The organism is Mesorhizobium sp. J428, assembly GCF_024699925.1.
GTDB lineage: Bacteria > Pseudomonadota > Alphaproteobacteria > Rhizobiales > Rhizobiaceae > Mesorhizobium_A.
In genome coordinates, this window is sequence record NZ_JAJOMX010000001.1 from 3,819,876 (window position 1) to 3,833,834 (window position 13,959).

13 protein-coding genes and 2 pseudogenes are annotated in these 13,959 nt (G+C 65.0%); 11 read left to right on the forward strand and 4 right to left on the reverse strand.

The genetic code is table 11. The features are described 5' to 3' along the window. The first annotated feature begins 33 nt into the window (after positions 1–33). Both LRS09_RS19140 and LRS09_RS19145 read left to right on the forward strand, forming a co-directional pair. On the forward strand, positions 34–795 hold the full coding sequence (locus LRS09_RS19140; RefSeq protein ID WP_257808447.1) for a TlyA family RNA methyltransferase: 762 nt from the start codon (positions 34–36) through the stop codon (positions 793–795). Then, complete coding sequence (locus tag LRS09_RS19145; RefSeq protein WP_257808448.1) at positions 792–2,033, forward strand: class I SAM-dependent RNA methyltransferase; 1,242 nt, start codon at positions 792–794, stop codon at positions 2,031–2,033. The genes LRS09_RS19140 and LRS09_RS19145 overlap by 4 nt, the downstream gene beginning before the upstream one ends. A 3-nt stretch (positions 2,034–2,036) precedes the next feature. On the opposite strand, the gene LRS09_RS19150 is transcribed toward LRS09_RS19145, so the two are convergent. The 4 genes from LRS09_RS19150 to LRS09_RS19165 all read right to left on the reverse strand — a co-directional run bounded on the left by LRS09_RS19150 (position 2,037) and on the right by LRS09_RS19165 (position 5,989). Then, positions 2,037–2,741, reverse strand: a complete 705-nt coding sequence (locus LRS09_RS19150) for an NAD-dependent deacylase (RefSeq protein ID WP_257808449.1) — start codon at positions 2,739–2,741, stop codon at positions 2,037–2,039. Next, entirely contained in the window at positions 2,738–3,907 is a 1,170-nt protein-coding gene (locus tag LRS09_RS19155; RefSeq protein ID WP_257808450.1) for a Fic family protein, read from the reverse strand. Before LRS09_RS19155 ends, LRS09_RS19150 begins: the two co-directional genes overlap by 4 nt. Positions 3,908–3,993: 86 nt before the next feature. Continuing rightward, the gene (gene tldD, locus LRS09_RS19160) at positions 3,994–5,406 is read right to left on the reverse strand and encodes a metalloprotease TldD (protein ID WP_257808451.1); all 1,413 of its coding nucleotides are present in this window, start codon (positions 5,404–5,406) and stop codon (positions 3,994–3,996) included. A gap of 79 nt (positions 5,407–5,485) precedes the next feature. Further along, complete coding sequence (locus LRS09_RS19165) at positions 5,486–5,989, reverse strand: invasion associated locus B family protein (protein WP_257808454.1); 504 nt, start codon at positions 5,987–5,989, stop codon at positions 5,486–5,488. A gap of 354 nt (positions 5,990–6,343) precedes the next feature. Here LRS09_RS19165 and coxB point away from each other — a divergent pair, with 354 nt between their 5' ends. From coxB to ispH, 9 genes and pseudogenes are all read left to right on the forward strand, one after another. After that, positions 6,344–7,207 (forward strand): cytochrome c oxidase subunit II, encoded by an 864-nt coding sequence (coxB, locus tag LRS09_RS19170; protein WP_257808455.1) that lies wholly within the window; start codon positions 6,344–6,346, stop codon positions 7,205–7,207. A gap of 40 nt (positions 7,208–7,247) precedes the next feature. Then, positions 7,248–8,909, forward strand: a complete 1,662-nt coding sequence (gene ctaD / locus LRS09_RS19175) for a cytochrome c oxidase subunit I (RefSeq protein ID WP_257808456.1) — start codon at positions 7,248–7,250, stop codon at positions 8,907–8,909. Between the two features lie 72 nt (positions 8,910–8,981). After that, entirely contained in the window at positions 8,982–9,914 is a 933-nt protein-coding gene (gene cyoE, locus LRS09_RS19180) for a heme o synthase (RefSeq protein WP_257808457.1), read from the forward strand. A gap of 2 nt (positions 9,915–9,916) precedes the next feature. Then, on the forward strand, positions 9,917–10,072 hold the full coding sequence (locus LRS09_RS19185; RefSeq protein ID WP_257808458.1) for a hypothetical protein: 156 nt from the start codon (positions 9,917–9,919) through the stop codon (positions 10,070–10,072). Further along, positions 10,072–10,701: a cytochrome c oxidase assembly protein gene (locus tag LRS09_RS19190; RefSeq protein WP_257808460.1), complete on the forward strand. Its 630-nt coding sequence runs from the start codon at positions 10,072–10,074 to the stop codon at positions 10,699–10,701. Before LRS09_RS19185 ends, LRS09_RS19190 begins: the two co-directional genes overlap by 1 nt. Position 10,702: 1 nt before the next feature. Continuing rightward, positions 10,703–11,594 (forward strand): annotated as a pseudogene (locus tag LRS09_RS19195) (cytochrome c oxidase subunit 3). Between the two features lie 147 nt (positions 11,595–11,741). Beyond that, positions 11,742–12,128, forward strand: a complete 387-nt coding sequence (locus tag LRS09_RS19200) for a DUF983 domain-containing protein (protein ID WP_257808461.1) — start codon at positions 11,742–11,744, stop codon at positions 12,126–12,128. Beyond that, a pseudogene (locus tag LRS09_RS19205) lies at positions 12,125–12,888 on the forward strand (SURF1 family protein). Before LRS09_RS19200 ends, LRS09_RS19205 begins: the two are co-directional and overlap by 4 nt. A gap of 52 nt (positions 12,889–12,940) precedes the next feature. Next, complete coding sequence (gene ispH / locus LRS09_RS19210) at positions 12,941–13,951, forward strand: 4-hydroxy-3-methylbut-2-enyl diphosphate reductase (RefSeq protein WP_257808462.1); 1,011 nt, start codon at positions 12,941–12,943, stop codon at positions 13,949–13,951. Positions 13,952–13,959 lie beyond the last annotated feature (8 nt).

A 13,959-nucleotide genomic window follows, 5' to 3' on the forward strand; every position in this document is an offset into this window, starting at 1 on the left:
GCTTTCGCCGGCCCGACCGGCCAAGGAAGCTCGATGTCCGCCGCAAGCCCCGCCAACCGCCAGCGCCTCGACGAGCTCCTCGTCGTCCGCGGCCTCTTCGCCAGCCGCTCGCGCGCCCGCGATGCGATCGAGCGGGGCACCATCACCGTCTCGGGCAAGGTCGAGACCAAGCCGGGCAGGGTGGTCGAGCAGGGAGCAGACATCGCCGTGGACGATCCGGCGCGCGGCTATGTCTCGCGCTCCGCGCTGAAGCTCGTCGCGGCACTCGATCATTTTTCGATCGACCCGTCGGGCTGCCATGCCCTCGATGTCGGCGCCTCGACGGGCGGCTTCACCCAGGTCCTGCTGGAGCGGGGTGCCGCCTCCGTCGCCGCCATCGATGTCGGCCGCGACCAGCTGCACGAGAGCCTGCGCGCCGATCCGCGTGTCCGGGCAATCGAGGGCCTGAACGCGCGCGACCTGACGATCGAGCATCTCGACGGAAGAGCACCGCAGATCGTCGTCGCGGATGTGAGCTTCATATCGCTGAAGCTGGCATTGCCGCCGGCGCTCACCCTCGCGGCACCTGGTGCGGCCGCCGCGTTTCTGGTGAAACCACAGTTCGAGGCCGGCCGCGAGGCGATCGGCAAGGGCGGCCTGCTGCGCGATCCGGCGCTGGGCGAAAAGATCGCTGAGGACATGTCGTCCTGGCTGGAGACGCAGCCCGGCTGGCGCTCGCTCGGCATCGCGCCGTCGCCGATCGCGGGCGGCGACGGCAACCGCGAATTCCTGCTCGGTGGGAGGAAGGACCGGTGAACGTGCGGCTCAGGATCGACTCGCTCGGCGGCCAGGGCGACGGCGTGGCCCGGACCGAGCGCGGCCAGGTCTTCGTTCCGTTCACCCTGCCGGGCGAGATCGTCAACGCGGCCGTCGAGCGCGACCGCGGCACGCTGATGGCGGTGGTTGAACCGTCGCTGCTCAGAGTCGAGCCTCCGTGCCGGCATTTCGGCACCTGCGGCGGCTGTTCGCTCCAGCACATGGAGGGTGCGGCCTATCGCGCCTTCAAGGCGGAGCGCGTCGCCTCGGCGCTGAAGCGGGAGCGGATCGACGTGGCGCTCGAACCGTTGGTCGACTGCGCGCCCGACAGCCGCCGCCGCGTGGTGCTGAGCGGCCGCAAGACGACAGGCGGCATGCTGCTGGGCTATCACCGCATGCAGTCGGGCGAGATCGTCGACATCGAGGAATGCCGCATCGCCGTGCCGTCGATCGTTTCGGCCTTGCCGCTGCTGCGCGACCTTGCCGGCGTCGTCTGCCAGAACACGAAGCCTTTCCATGTCACGGTGACCGCGACGGAGACCGGCCACGATGTCGCCTTCGCCGATGTCGGCGACGTGCCCGACGCGGCGCGGCGGGCGGCGGGCGATATGGCGATCCGTCAACGTCTGGCGCGGCTCTCGATCGAGGGCGACATCGTGGTCGAGCATCACAGGCCGGCCATCCGCTATGGCAGCGTGGACGTCTCGCCGCCGCCCGGAAGCTTTCTCCAGGCGGTCGCCTCCGCCGAGGAGGCGATGGCCGGCCTCGTCATGGCGCACCTTGCCAAGGCCAAGCGCGTGGCCGATCTCTTCTGCGGCTCCGGCGCCTTTGCGCTGCGCCTTGCCCGTGGCTCTGAAGTCCATGCCGTGGAGGCGGAAGCCGCTCCTCTTGCCGCCCTCGACCGCGGCTTCCGTTTCTCGACGGGGCTGAAGCGCGTCACGACGGAGAAGCGCGATCTCTTCCGCCGGCCGCTCACCTTCAAGGAACTCGATGCGTTCGACGGCATCGTCTTCGATCCGCCGCGCGCGGGCGCCGAGGACCAGTCGCGGCAGATCGCGCGGTCAAACGTGCCGAAGGTGGCGGCGGTGTCCTGCAATCCCACGACGCTCGCCCGCGACCTGCGCATCCTCATCGACGGCGGCTACAGGCTGGTCGGCGTGACGCCTGTCGACCAGTTCCTCTGGTCGCCACATGTCGAGGCGGTGGCGCTGCTGGAGAAACCGCGCAAGCGGCGGTGACGGTCAGGCCTTTGCCAGCAGCCGGTCGACAAAGGCCGGCACAGTGGTGGACGCGGGGCCGCGGATCACCTCATTGAAGAGCTGCGTGTTGTCCGACGTGTCGAGATTGATCTCGACCGTGCGCGCCCCGGCGGCACTGGCCTCCTCGACGAACTGGGCGGCGGGGTAGACGTTGCCCGAGGTGCCGATGGCGACGAACAGGTCGGCTTGCCCGAGCGCGCGGTAGATCCGCTCCATCTGGTAGGGCATTTCACCGAACCAGACGATGTCCGGTCGCATCCGCCCGACGATCGAGCAATGCGGGCACTGCGAATAGGTCGACATGTCCGTCTTCCACGGGCAGCGCATGCCGCAGGCCTCGCACAGGCCGGAGTTCAGCTCGCCATGCATGTGGATGAGCCGGCGCGAGCCAGCCGATTCGTGCAGGTCATCGACGTTCTGCGTGACGAGCAGGAAATTGTCGCGCCAGGCGCCTTCGAGGCGCGCCAGCGCATGATGCGCTGCATTGGGTCGCGTGTCGCGAAGCTGCCGCCGGCGCTTGTTGTAGAAGTCGTGCACCTTCACCGGATCGTGGGCGAAGCCCTCCGGCGTGGCGAGCTGGCGATGGTCCACTTTCGCCCAGATCCCGTTCTTGTCGCGGAACGTGTCGAGTCCGGACTCCACGGATATGCCCGCGCCGGTGAGGACGACGATGGAGGGGATAGTCAACTTTGCCCTCCCGCGGGGTCAGTAATCTCAAGCACGCTCGTGCTGATGAACCTCTTCGGATGTGAGGTGTATTCCAGTCCTGTGAGAATGCCGAGCTTCTCGAGCTTACTGAGTGCATTCTGCGCAGCCGGAAAACTGACCTGAAGCAGCGCAGCAGCCTCGGGAGCGGAGATGACGGGGGACGCGAAAAGTCGATCGGCGATGATGGCATAGCGGGCCGACCCACCGGAATCAGCGATCTTCTGGCGAAATTCGGCACGAAGCATCAACAGACGCTCGATGGTCTCTGCGGATCGTTGGCAAGCATTACTGACTGCATCGAGGAAAAAAACGATCCATTCAGTCCAACGGCCGTACCGCGATACGTCGAGCATCATGTCGACATAGTCCGATTTGCGACCTTCGACCGATGGACTGAAGTAGAGGAGTGGCTGCTGCAATGCGCCTCTTTGGATCAGGTATATTGGAATCAGAATTCTCCCCACTCGGCCGTTGCCGTCGGCGAATGGATGGATCGTCTCGAACTGATAGTGCATTAGCGCCGTATCGATCAACGGTGGAATTCCGTTGTCGTCCGGACGGTTGAGATAGCGCTCCAGCGACGCCATGGCGAGTTCGGTCTCGTTGGGTGGCGGGGGCACGAAGCGAGCATCTTCAATTCGCCGGGATGCTCCGCCGATGAAGTTCTGATGGGTCTTGAACTCGCCGGGTTGCTTGTTTGCCCCGCGACTGTTCGCAAGGCCTGAGAGAAGGGTTCGATGAGTCGCCTTGATCAGGCGATTGGAAAGTGGGATTTCCTCCAGCATACGTCGCGCCTCATCAAACGCCCGTACGTAATTCCGGACTTCCTTTGTCGCCTCATCGACATATTGATCTGCGTCTGCTTCAGCCAACGCCAGTGCATTGGCAGTTGTGAAAGTGCCCTCCATTGCTGAAGACGATAACGCTTCTTGCCGCTGCAGCGGACGAATGACGATGAGCGGGTTTTCTAGTTGATGCGCAAGTCCGTTCAATTCACCGATAGCCTGCATAGCCCGGCTGAAAGAGCCGATGATGCGCGGGTAATCGATTTCCGGAGGCAGCGGGTTGGGAACGAAGGCCTGCTGGCCTGAGATCGTCGGAATTAAAGTCCCAGCCGGACTATCTTTAAAATCGGTCGGCTTCATTAAAGCCTCCTTGAATCGATCGGTCATAAATTAAAGTTTTGAGAGAAAAACTATAATTTATGACCATCAAATTCAAGCGGCCTTAATCACGCCTTCGTCCCGCCGACCGTCATCTGGTTCATGCGCAGGTGCGGTTGGCCGATGCCGACGGGCACGCCCTGGCCAGCCTTGCCGCAGGTGCCGATGCCGGTGTCGAGCTTCAGGTCGTTGCCGACCATCGTCACGCGGTGCATCGCGTCGGGTCCGTTGCCGATCAGCATCGCGCCCTTGATCGGCTGGGTCACCTTGCCGTCCTCGATCATGTAGGCCTCGGTGCAGCCGAACACGAACTTGCCCGAGGTGATGTCGACCTGGCCGCCGCCGAACGACACGGCATAGATGCCCTTCTTCACCGAGGCGATGATCTCCTCCGGCGTCTTGTCGCCGGCGGTCATGTAGGTGTTGGTCATGCGCGGCATGGGCTGGTGGGCATAGCCCTCGCGGCGGCCGTTGCCGGTCGGGCGCATGCCCATCAGGCGGGCGTTCTGCCGGTCCTGCATGTAGCCGACCAGCTTGCCGTCCTCGATCAGCACGTTGTAGGCCGAAGGCGTGCCCTCGTCGTCGATCGTGAGCGAGCCGCGCCGCTCCATGATCGTGCCGTCATCGACCACGGTCACGCCCTTCGCCGCCACCTGCTGGCCCATCAGACCGGAGAAGGCGGAGGTCTTCTTGCGGTTGAAGTCGCCTTCGAGCCCATGGCCGACCGCCTCGTGCAGCATCACGCCCGGCCAACCGGAGGCCAGCACGATGTCGAAGGTCCCTGCAGGGGCGGGGACCGCCTCCAGGTTCACGAGCGCCTGGCGCAGCGCCTCGTCTGCGCCGTCTCTCCAGGCACCGTCGGCGACGAATTCATCGAAGCTCTTGCGTCCGCCGGCGCCGCACGAACCGGTCTCCTGCCGGTCGCCTTCGCCGACGACCACCTGGATGCTCATGCGCACAAGCGGGCGGATGTCGCGGGCGATCTGGCCGTCGGCGCGGACGATCTCGACATGCTGCCAGGAGGCGGTGAGCGAGGCGGTCACCTGCCGCACACGCGGGTCGCGGGCGCGCACATAGGCGTCGATCTCCTGCAGGATCTTCGCCTTGGCCTCGAATCCGGGCGCTTCGATCGGGTTCGCGTCGCCGTAGAGATGGCGGTTGGTCCGCGCCGGCGCCTCCGCGAGCGTCCCGGAATAACCGGTCTTGACGGCCGACACGGCGTCGGCTGCGCGCCGCAGCGCCGCGCCCGACAGTTCGCTCGAATGTGCGTAGCCCGAGGCCTCGCCCGCGACGGCGCGCAGGCCGAACCCCTGGTCGGCCGAGAAATTGGCCGTCTTCAGCCGGCCGTTGTCGAACATCAGCGCTTCGGACTGGCTCTGCTCGAGGAACAGTTCGCCGTCGTCGGCGCCGGTGATCGTGTCGCGCACGATCTGCCGGATTTCCTCGTCGGAAATGTCGAACTGGGTGAGCAGGCTGTCCATCGCGCGGGTCCCGGCTGGTTGGAATGTCACCCGCATATAGGCATGGGGGCCGCGCGCAGCAATCGCGCAGCCGGACCCGTCAGGGAAGGGCGGCGAAACCTTCCGCGAAGCCCGTGAGGTCAACGGGGATGCCGATGCCTTCCTCCGGCGCCTGGAAGACGATGAACACCGCCGACTTGCCGGTCTTGAACGTGTCGAGGAGCTGCTTCTCCAGGATCACCTCGGCGTAGCAGCCATCCTCGAAGCAGCGGGCGAAATAGGCGCGGCCGATGTCCTTGCCGTCGACATAGAGGCCGAGGCCGTTCGGCAGGAGCACGCCGAGCGGGGTCAGCACGCGCAGGATCTCGGCCTTGTTGTCCGCGGTGCGGAACACGACGACGGAAAGCCCCATCTCGGGCCGCTCCTCGGCGACGACGTTCTGCATCATTGCGCACTGCTCGGCGCTCGCGCCCGCAGGCGTTGAGCAGACCATCGACCATGCGCCGTGGGTGCCCTTCACCGTCTCCTGCTGCTGCTGTGCCGAGGCGGGCGTCGAGGCGGCCGCGCAGCACAACAGCGCAGACAGTATAAAGCGACGGATCATCGTGAACTCCGTGACGAATCAGGCAAAGTTACCGCGCGGGGCCCCGCATTTCAAAGCCGGCGGGCCCGCGCCGCGCGATGCGCTGGGCAAAACCGCTGTCTGAGGAAAATCCGCCGGAATTGCGGCCTCGCCGGCGAGCCGCCGGAAACGCACGCAAAGCAGAGGTAAAAGGCTGTTCCACACGGACTTTCGGGCATTTCCGCGCAGGCGGCGCGGCGCGCGCAAAAATGCCGCATGCGCCGGACGATGGCTTTCTTGCGGTCGGATTGAGAGTATGGTTTTAACGCGCCAACGGTGGGACCCTGTCCGCTGCACGCGGGTCCGGACAAGACGTTGCGGGAGACGATCGTCGTGATGAAGAGATTTTTGGCCAGCCTCGCGGCAACTCCGGCCTTTTTGGCTGCTGCTTCCGCCTATGCGGCCCAGCCCGAGCCCTGGCAGGCCCGGTTCCAGCCGGCGGCCACGGCGATCATGGAACAGATAACCTGGTTCGAGCACTACACGCTCTGGTTCATCATCCCGATCACGCTTCTCGTGCTGATCCTGCTCGCGGTCGTGATCATCCGCTTCCGCGCAAGCGCCAATCCGGTTCCGTCGCGCACCAGCCACAACACGCTGATCGAGGTCATCTGGACCGTCGGGCCTGTGGTGATCCTGCTGTTCCTCGCAGTTCCGTCCTTCCAGCTCCTGACCGCGCGTACGCCGCCGGAGGAGCCGTCGCTCACCATCAAGGCGACCGGCAACCAGTGGAACTGGGACTATGAATACCAGATCGAGGAGCCGCTGACCTTCAACTCGGCCATGCTGCAGGAGAATGCGCGCCAGGCGGCGGGCAAGGAGGACGTGAAGGCCTATCCGCGGCTTCTCGCCGTCGACAACGAGGTCGTCGCGCCGGTCAACGCCACCGTGCGCGTACTCGTCACCGCCACCGACGTCATTCATGCCTTCGCGATGCCGGCCTTCGGCATCAAGACCGATGCCGTCCCCGGCCGCATCAACGAGATCTGGTTCAAGGCGACCAAGGAAGGCCTCTACTACGGCCAGTGCTCGGAGCTCTGCGGGAAGGACCACGCCTTCATGCCGATCGCGATCCGTATCGTGACGCAGGAGCAGTACGACACCTGGCTGACCGCCGCGAAATCCGACCTGTCCGGCGCCAATCGCGCGCTCATGGCCGCAGTCGACACCAACAAGAAGGTTGCCGACGCGGGCCAGTGAGCCCTTTGCGTCGCTGAACAGGAACGAACGGAGCGGACATATGGCAGGCGCTGCAGCTCACGACGACCACAGCCACGCGCACGGCGCGCCAGCAAGCTTCGTCAAGCGCTGGCTGTTTTCGACCAACCACAAGGACATCGGCACGCTCTACCTGATCTTCGCGATCATGGCGGGCATCATCGGCGGCTTCCTGTCGGTGATGATGCGCTGGGAGCTCGCTGAGCCGGGCATCCAGATTTTCACCGGTCTCGCCCAGATGGTCTACGGCTTCGAGGGCGACGCCGCCATCGACGGCGGCAAGCACATGTTCAACGTGTTCACCACCGGCCACGCGCTGATCATGATCTTCTTCATGGTCATGCCCGCGCTGATCGGCGGCTTCGCCAACTGGATGGTGCCGATCATGATCGGCGCGCCCGACATGGCGTTCCCGCGCATGAACAACATCTCGTTCTGGCTGCTGCCGCCGGCTTTCATCCTGCTGCTCACCTCGATGTTCGTGCCCGGCCCGACCGGCGGCTTCGGCGTCGGTGGCGGCTGGACGATCTATCCGCCGCTGTCGACCTCCGGCCAGCCTGGCCCGGCGATGGATCTCGCGATCCTGTCGCTGCACATCGCCGGCGCCTCCTCGATCCTCGGCGCGATCAACTTCATCACCACCATCTTCAACATGCGCGCCCCGGGCATGACGCTGCACAAGATGCCGCTCTTCGCCTGGTCGGTGCTGATCACCGCCTTCCTGCTGCTGCTCTCGCTGCCGGTTCTGGCGGGCGGCATCACCATGCTTCTGACGGATCGGAACTTCGGCACGGCCTTCTTTGCGCCGGAGTTCGGCGGCGACCCGATCCTGTTCCAGCACCTGTTCTGGTTCTTCGGTCATCCCGAGGTGTACATCCTGATCCTGCCGGGCTTCGGCATCGTCAGCCACATCGTGTCGACCTTCTCGAGGAAGCCGATCTTCGGCTATCTCGGCATGGCCTATGCGATGGTCGCAATCGGTGCGGTCGGTTTCGTCGTGTGGGCGCACCACATGTATACGACCGGCATCGCACTCAACACGCAGCGCTACTTCGTCTTCGCGACGATGGTCATCGCGGTGCCGACCGGCGTGAAGATCTTCTCCTGGATCGCGACGATGTGGGGCGGTTCGATCTCGATGCGCACGCCGATGCTGTGGGCGATCGGGTTCATCTTCCTCTTCACCGTAGGCGGCGTGACGGGCGTGCAGCTTGCCAACGCAGGCCTCGACCGCTCGCTGCACGACACCTACTACGTCGTGGCGCACTTCCACTACGTGCTGTCGCTGGGTGCGGTGTTCGCGATCTTCGCCGGCTGGTACTACTGGTTCCCGAAGATGACGGGCTACATGTATTCGCCCTTCATCGCGCGCGCCCATTTCTGGATCACCTTCGTCGGCGTGAACCTTGTGTTCTTCCCGCAGCATTTCCTCGGCCTCGCCGGCATGCCGCGCCGCTACATCGACTATCCGGACGCGTTTGCCGGCTGGAACATGGTGTCGTCGTACGGCTCCTACATCTCGGCCTTCGGCGTGCTGGTGTTCCTCTACGGCGTCGCCGAAGCCTTCATGAAGAAGCGCGTCGCCGGTGCCAATCCGTGGGGCGAGGGCGCCACGACGCTGGAGTGGCAGCTGCCTTCGCCGCCGCCTTATCACCAGTGGGAACAGCTGCCGAAGATCAAGTGATCGGCGGACGAATGAAGGAAACCGCCGGGCTCCGGCGGTTTCTACCTTAAAGGTACGTGAACGGGCGCCTTGATGGCAATTGTTGAGAATATCGGCCGTGAAGACATCCGCCTTTCGGAGGCGATGGCCGGCGACTATTTCGCGCTGCTCAAGCCGCGGGTGATGGCACTCGTCGTCTTCACGGCGATCGTCGGGCTTGCCGCGGCGCCGACGCCGATCAATCCTTTCATCGCCTTCATTGCGATCGCCTGTGTCGCGGTCGGTGCGGGTGCATCTGGCGCGCTCAACATGTGGTACGACGCCGACATCGACGCCGTGATGTCGCGCACCGCCAGCCGCCCGATACCCAGCGGCCGCGTCCAGCCGAGCGAGGCGCTGGTCTTCGGGCTCGTGCTGACCGCGCTGTCGGTGATGACACTCGGCGTGCTGGTCAACTGGGCGGCTGCGGCGCTGCTCGCCTTCACGATCTTCTTCTATGCCGTCATCTATACGATGTGGCTGAAGCGCTGGACGCCGCAGAACATCGTCATCGGCGGTGCCGCGGGCGCATTTCCTCCGATGGTCGGCTGGGTCGCCGCAACCGGTTCGATCAGCCTCGAGAGCGTCATCCTCTTCCTGATCATCTTCCTGTGGACCCCGCCCCATTTCTGGGCGCTTGCTCTCTTCAAGAGTGAAGATTACGCGCGGGCCGGCATTCCGATGATGCCGAACGTCGCCGGCGCGCTTTCGACGCGCCGCCAGATGTTTGCCTATTCGCTGGTGCTGGCGCCGTTGGCCGTCCTGCCTGCGATCCTCGGCTATGTCTCGTGGGGATACGGCGCGATCGCCGTGGTTCTCGGCGTGGGGTTCGTCTGGAAGGCCTGGAAGGTGCTCGCCATGTCGGCCGAAGACACGGTAATGAAGCCCGCGAGGCAGCTCTTCGTCTTCTCGATCATCTATCTGTTCGCGATCTTCGCGGCCTATCTCGTCGACGTCGTCGCCTGGCGTCTCGCGGCCGGAGTGTGACGATGGAAAACGATCTCGTCACGCTGAGCCCCGCACAGAAGAAGGCGCGCCGCAGCCGCAACGTCGCCATCGGCCTTGCGCTCGGCGTTCTTGTGATCCTGTTCTATGTCGCGACGATCGTGAAGTTCGGTCCCGCCATTCTCGACAGGGCGATGTGATGGCCGGCGATCCGCAGACCGAACGGCGCCAGCGCTCCAACCGCGTGATCGCGGCGTCGGGCTTCGCCTTCGTCGCGGGCATGGTGGGCATGGCCTATGCCGCGGTGCCGCTCTACGCGATGTTCTGCCAGATCACCGGCTATGGCGGCACGACGCAGCGCGTCGAGCAGTATTCCGACAAGATCCTTGACCGGAAGATCACTGTCCGCTTCGACGCGAACGTGTCCGGCGGCCTGCCCTGGGACTTCAAGCCGGTGCAGCGCGACGTGACGATGCGCATCGGCGAGACGACCCAGATCGCCTACCAGGCCCGCAACGAATTCAACGTGCCGACGGCCGGCCGCGCGAGCTTCAATGTGACGCCGGAGCTGGCCGGCGCCTACTTCAACAAGGTCGAGTGCTTCTGCTTCACCGATACGTCGCTGAAGCCGGGCGAGGCGCTCGACATGCCCGTTGTCTTCTACGTCGATCCGGACATCGTCAACGTTCCGGAACTGGCGCATCTGAAGACGATCACCTTGTCCTACACCTTCTTCCCGATCGACGCGACGAAGCCCGTGGCTGTTGCGCCGAACGGGAAAGATGCTAGGACCGAACCAAAGACGCAAACGACGGAAATCGGGGGTTGAGATGGCCGAAGCGCACGCCAAACCGCAACACGACTATCACATCATCGATCCGAGCCCGTGGCCGTTCCTCGGCTCCATAGGCGCGCTCGTTATGGCCCTTGGCGGCGTGGCCTGGATGCAGTCGCTGAAGAGCGGCTCGCTGCACCTGTTCGGGCTCGAACTCGCCGGAGCGAACTACTGGATTTTCGCGATCGGCCTCGCGATCGTCCTATACACCATGTACGGCTGGTGGTCGGACACGATCAAGGAAGCGCATGAGGGTCACCACACCCGCGTGGTGTCGCTGCACCTGCGCTACGGCATGATCATGTTCATCGCCTCCGAGGTGATGTTCTTCGTCGCCTGGTTCTGGGCCTTCTTCGACGCAAGCCTCTTCCCGAACGAGGTGCACCAGGTGGCCCGCGACGCCTATACCGGCGGTGTCTGGCCGCCGAAGGGCATCGAGGTTCTCGATCCTTTCCACCTGCCGCTCTACAACACGATCATCCTGCTCCTGTCGGGCACGACCGTGACCTGGGCGCACCATGCGCTGCTGCATGACGACCGCAAGGGCCTCGTCTGGGGCCTGACGCTGACCGTCGCTCTTGGCGTGCTGTTCTCCTTCGTGCAGGCCTACGAATACATCCACGCGCCGTTCACCTTCCACGACTCGATCTATGGCGCCACCTTCTTCATGGCGACCGGCTTCCACGGCTTCCACGTGATCATCGGCACCATCTTCCTGCTGGTCTGCCTGATCCGCGCGATGCGTGGCGACTTCACCCCGAAGCAGCATTTCGGCTTCGAGGCGGCCGCCTGGGTACTGGCACTTCGTCGACGTGGTGTGGCTGTTCCTCTTCGTCAGCATCTACATCTGGGCTTCCCAAGGCGCGACGATCGCGGCAGGCCACTGAGGCGGCCGACAGATTCGGGACGCGGCCGGAGAGATCCGGCCGCGTTTTCTTTTGGGCTGTTGCAATCGGTCTGATCGACGGCCCGGGACCGCGCGACTATTGTCCACGGGCCGACCCGGTGCCGGCTTGTCGAAGGAGGAATGTCCGATGAATGGCGACCAGGCCCATTATCCGCCGGTGGAGCCGTTTGGCGCGGGCTTTCGCGGCCGCTGCCCGCGCTGCGGCGAGGGCCAGCTGTTCGACGGCTACATCAGCCTCAAGCCGCGCTGCACGGTCTGCGGCCTCGACTACGACTTCGCCGATTCGGCGGACGGCCCGGCCGTCTTCGTCATGCTGATCATCGGCTTCATCGTCGTTGGCCTGGCGCTCTGGCTCGAAGTGTCTTACGGCCCGCCGCTGTGGGTGCACTTCCTGCTCTGGGTGCCGCTGGTACTCATCCTCTGCCTGCCGACGCTGCGCTGGCTCAAGGGCATCATGATCGCGCTGCAATATTCCAACAAGGCAGCGGAAGGGCGGCTGGACAAACCGAAATGAGCCGCCCGCTCGACGACCGTGCCCCTGCATCTGGCTTCCCCTGGGCGCTGACGCTGGTCACGATCCTGTGCCTGGCCATCCTTCTGGCGCTCGGCACCTGGCAGGTGCAGCGGCTTGCCTGGAAGGAAGCGCTAATCGCCACGATCGACAGCCGCGTTACGGCCGCGCCCCTGCCGCTGGCGGAGGTGGAGAAGGCGGCTGGCGCCGGTGAAGACATCGAATACCAGCCGGTCGCGGCGGCCGGCACCTTCCTGCACGATAAGGAACAGTTCTTCTTCGCCACGCATGACGGGCAGTCGGGCTGGTATGTCTACACGCCGCTCAGCCTGGCCGACGGCCGGTTCGTCTTCGTCAATCGCGGCTTCGTCCCCTTTGACCGGAAGTCGCCAGCCACCCGCGAGCAGGGGCAGGTCGCGGGTGAGGTGAGCCTCGTCGGGCTTGCCCGCACCGCGCCCGCCGCCAAGCCGTCGTCGCTGGTGCCGGACAACCAGCCGGCCGAGAACGTGTTCTACTGGAAGGACATCGCCGCCATGACCGCCAATGCCGGGCTGGAGCCGGCATCGGTGTTGCCGTTCTTCATCGACGCCGCGAAGTCCGACGTGCCGGGGGGTATCCCGTCGGCGGCGTGACCATCATCGACCTGCCGAACAACCATCTCCAGTATGCGGTGACCTGGTGCGGCCTCGCAGCGGCGCTGGCGGGCGTCTATGTCGCCATGCTGCTGCGCCGCCGCAAGCCTGTATCGGCCGCGCGCACTTGACAGCGGGCGACCTCGCCCCCCATGTCCGGGCGTCAATGCAAGCAGGAAACAGATGCTCGACCGTCCCCAAAAGCCGCCGCTGACGATCCGCCTGTGCGGACCGCGCGGCTTCTGCGCGGGCGTCGACAGGGCGATCCAGATCGTCGTGCTGGCGCTGAAGAAATACGGCGCCCCGGTCTATGTGCGCCATGAGATCGTGCACAACCGCTACGTCGTGGAAGGCCTGCAGAATCTCGGCGCCGTGTTCATCGAGGAACTGGACGAGATCCCCGACGCGCACCGCGATTCCCCCGTCGTCTTCTCGGCGCATGGCGTGCCCAAGTCGGTGCCGGCGGACGCCGAGGCGCGCAACCTCTTCTATCTCGACGCGACCTGTCCGCTGGTGTCCAAGGTGCACAAGCAGGCGATGCGCCACCAGCGCCTCGGTCGCCACGTCGTGCTGATTGGCCATGCCGGTCATCCCGAGGTGATCGGCACGATGGGGCAGCTGCCGGAAGGCGCGGTGAGCCTGGTCGAAACTGAAGCGGAGGCGAGCGCATTCGACGCGCCGGACGGCGTCGAGCTCGGCTTCGTCACGCAGACGACCCTGTCGGTGGCCGACACGGCCGGCGTGATTCGCGCGCTGGAGACGCGGTTCCCGAACATCAAGGCGCCCGCGGCCGAATCGATCTGCTACGCGACGACCAACCGCCAGGAGGCGGTCCAGGCGGCAGCCCCCGGCGCGGACCTTTTCCTCATCGTCGGCGCGCCCAATTCGTCCAATTCCAAGCGTCTCGTCGAGGTCGCCGAGCGGGCGGGCGCAAAGAGGTCGCTGCTCGTGCAGCGCGCGTCGGAAATCCCGTGGGACGAAGTCGGCGAGATCGGCACACTGGGCCTGTCGGCGGGCGCATCCGCCCCGGAGATCATCGTGGACGAGATCATCGAGGCCTTCAGGCAGCGGTTCAATGCAACGCTCGAGCTGGCGATCACGGCCGAGGAAACCGAGAACTTCCCGGTCAACCGGGTGCTGCGCGACGTCGAGCTGACGGCCGCCGACATGGCCTTCGTCAACGGCGCTGCGTAAGGACACAG

Coding starts and splice junctions, on each gene's coding strand:
- LRS09_RS19140 (WP_257808447.1), top strand. CDS start 34: ATGTCCGCCGCAAGCCCCGCCAACCGCCAGCGCCTCGACGAGCTCCTC.
- LRS09_RS19155 (WP_257808450.1), bottom strand. CDS start 3,907: ATGAAGCCGACCGATTTTAAAGATAGTCCGGCTGGGACTTTAATTCCG.
- tldD (WP_257808451.1), bottom strand. CDS start 5,406: ATGGACAGCCTGCTCACCCAGTTCGACATTTCCGACGAGGAAATCCGG.
- LRS09_RS19165 (WP_257808454.1), bottom strand. CDS start 5,989: ATGATCCGTCGCTTTATACTGTCTGCGCTGTTGTGCTGCGCGGCCGCC.
- coxB (WP_257808455.1), top strand. CDS start 6,344: ATGAAGAGATTTTTGGCCAGCCTCGCGGCAACTCCGGCCTTTTTGGCT.
- ctaD (WP_257808456.1), top strand. CDS start 7,248: ATGGCAGGCGCTGCAGCTCACGACGACCACAGCCACGCGCACGGCGCG.
- cyoE (WP_257808457.1), top strand. CDS start 8,982: ATGGCAATTGTTGAGAATATCGGCCGTGAAGACATCCGCCTTTCGGAG.
- LRS09_RS19185 (WP_257808458.1), top strand. CDS start 9,917: ATGGAAAACGATCTCGTCACGCTGAGCCCCGCACAGAAGAAGGCGCGC.
- LRS09_RS19190 (WP_257808460.1), top strand. CDS start 10,072: ATGGCCGGCGATCCGCAGACCGAACGGCGCCAGCGCTCCAACCGCGTG.
- LRS09_RS19200 (WP_257808461.1), top strand. CDS start 11,742: ATGAATGGCGACCAGGCCCATTATCCGCCGGTGGAGCCGTTTGGCGCG.
- ispH (WP_257808462.1), top strand. CDS start 12,941: ATGCTCGACCGTCCCCAAAAGCCGCCGCTGACGATCCGCCTGTGCGGA.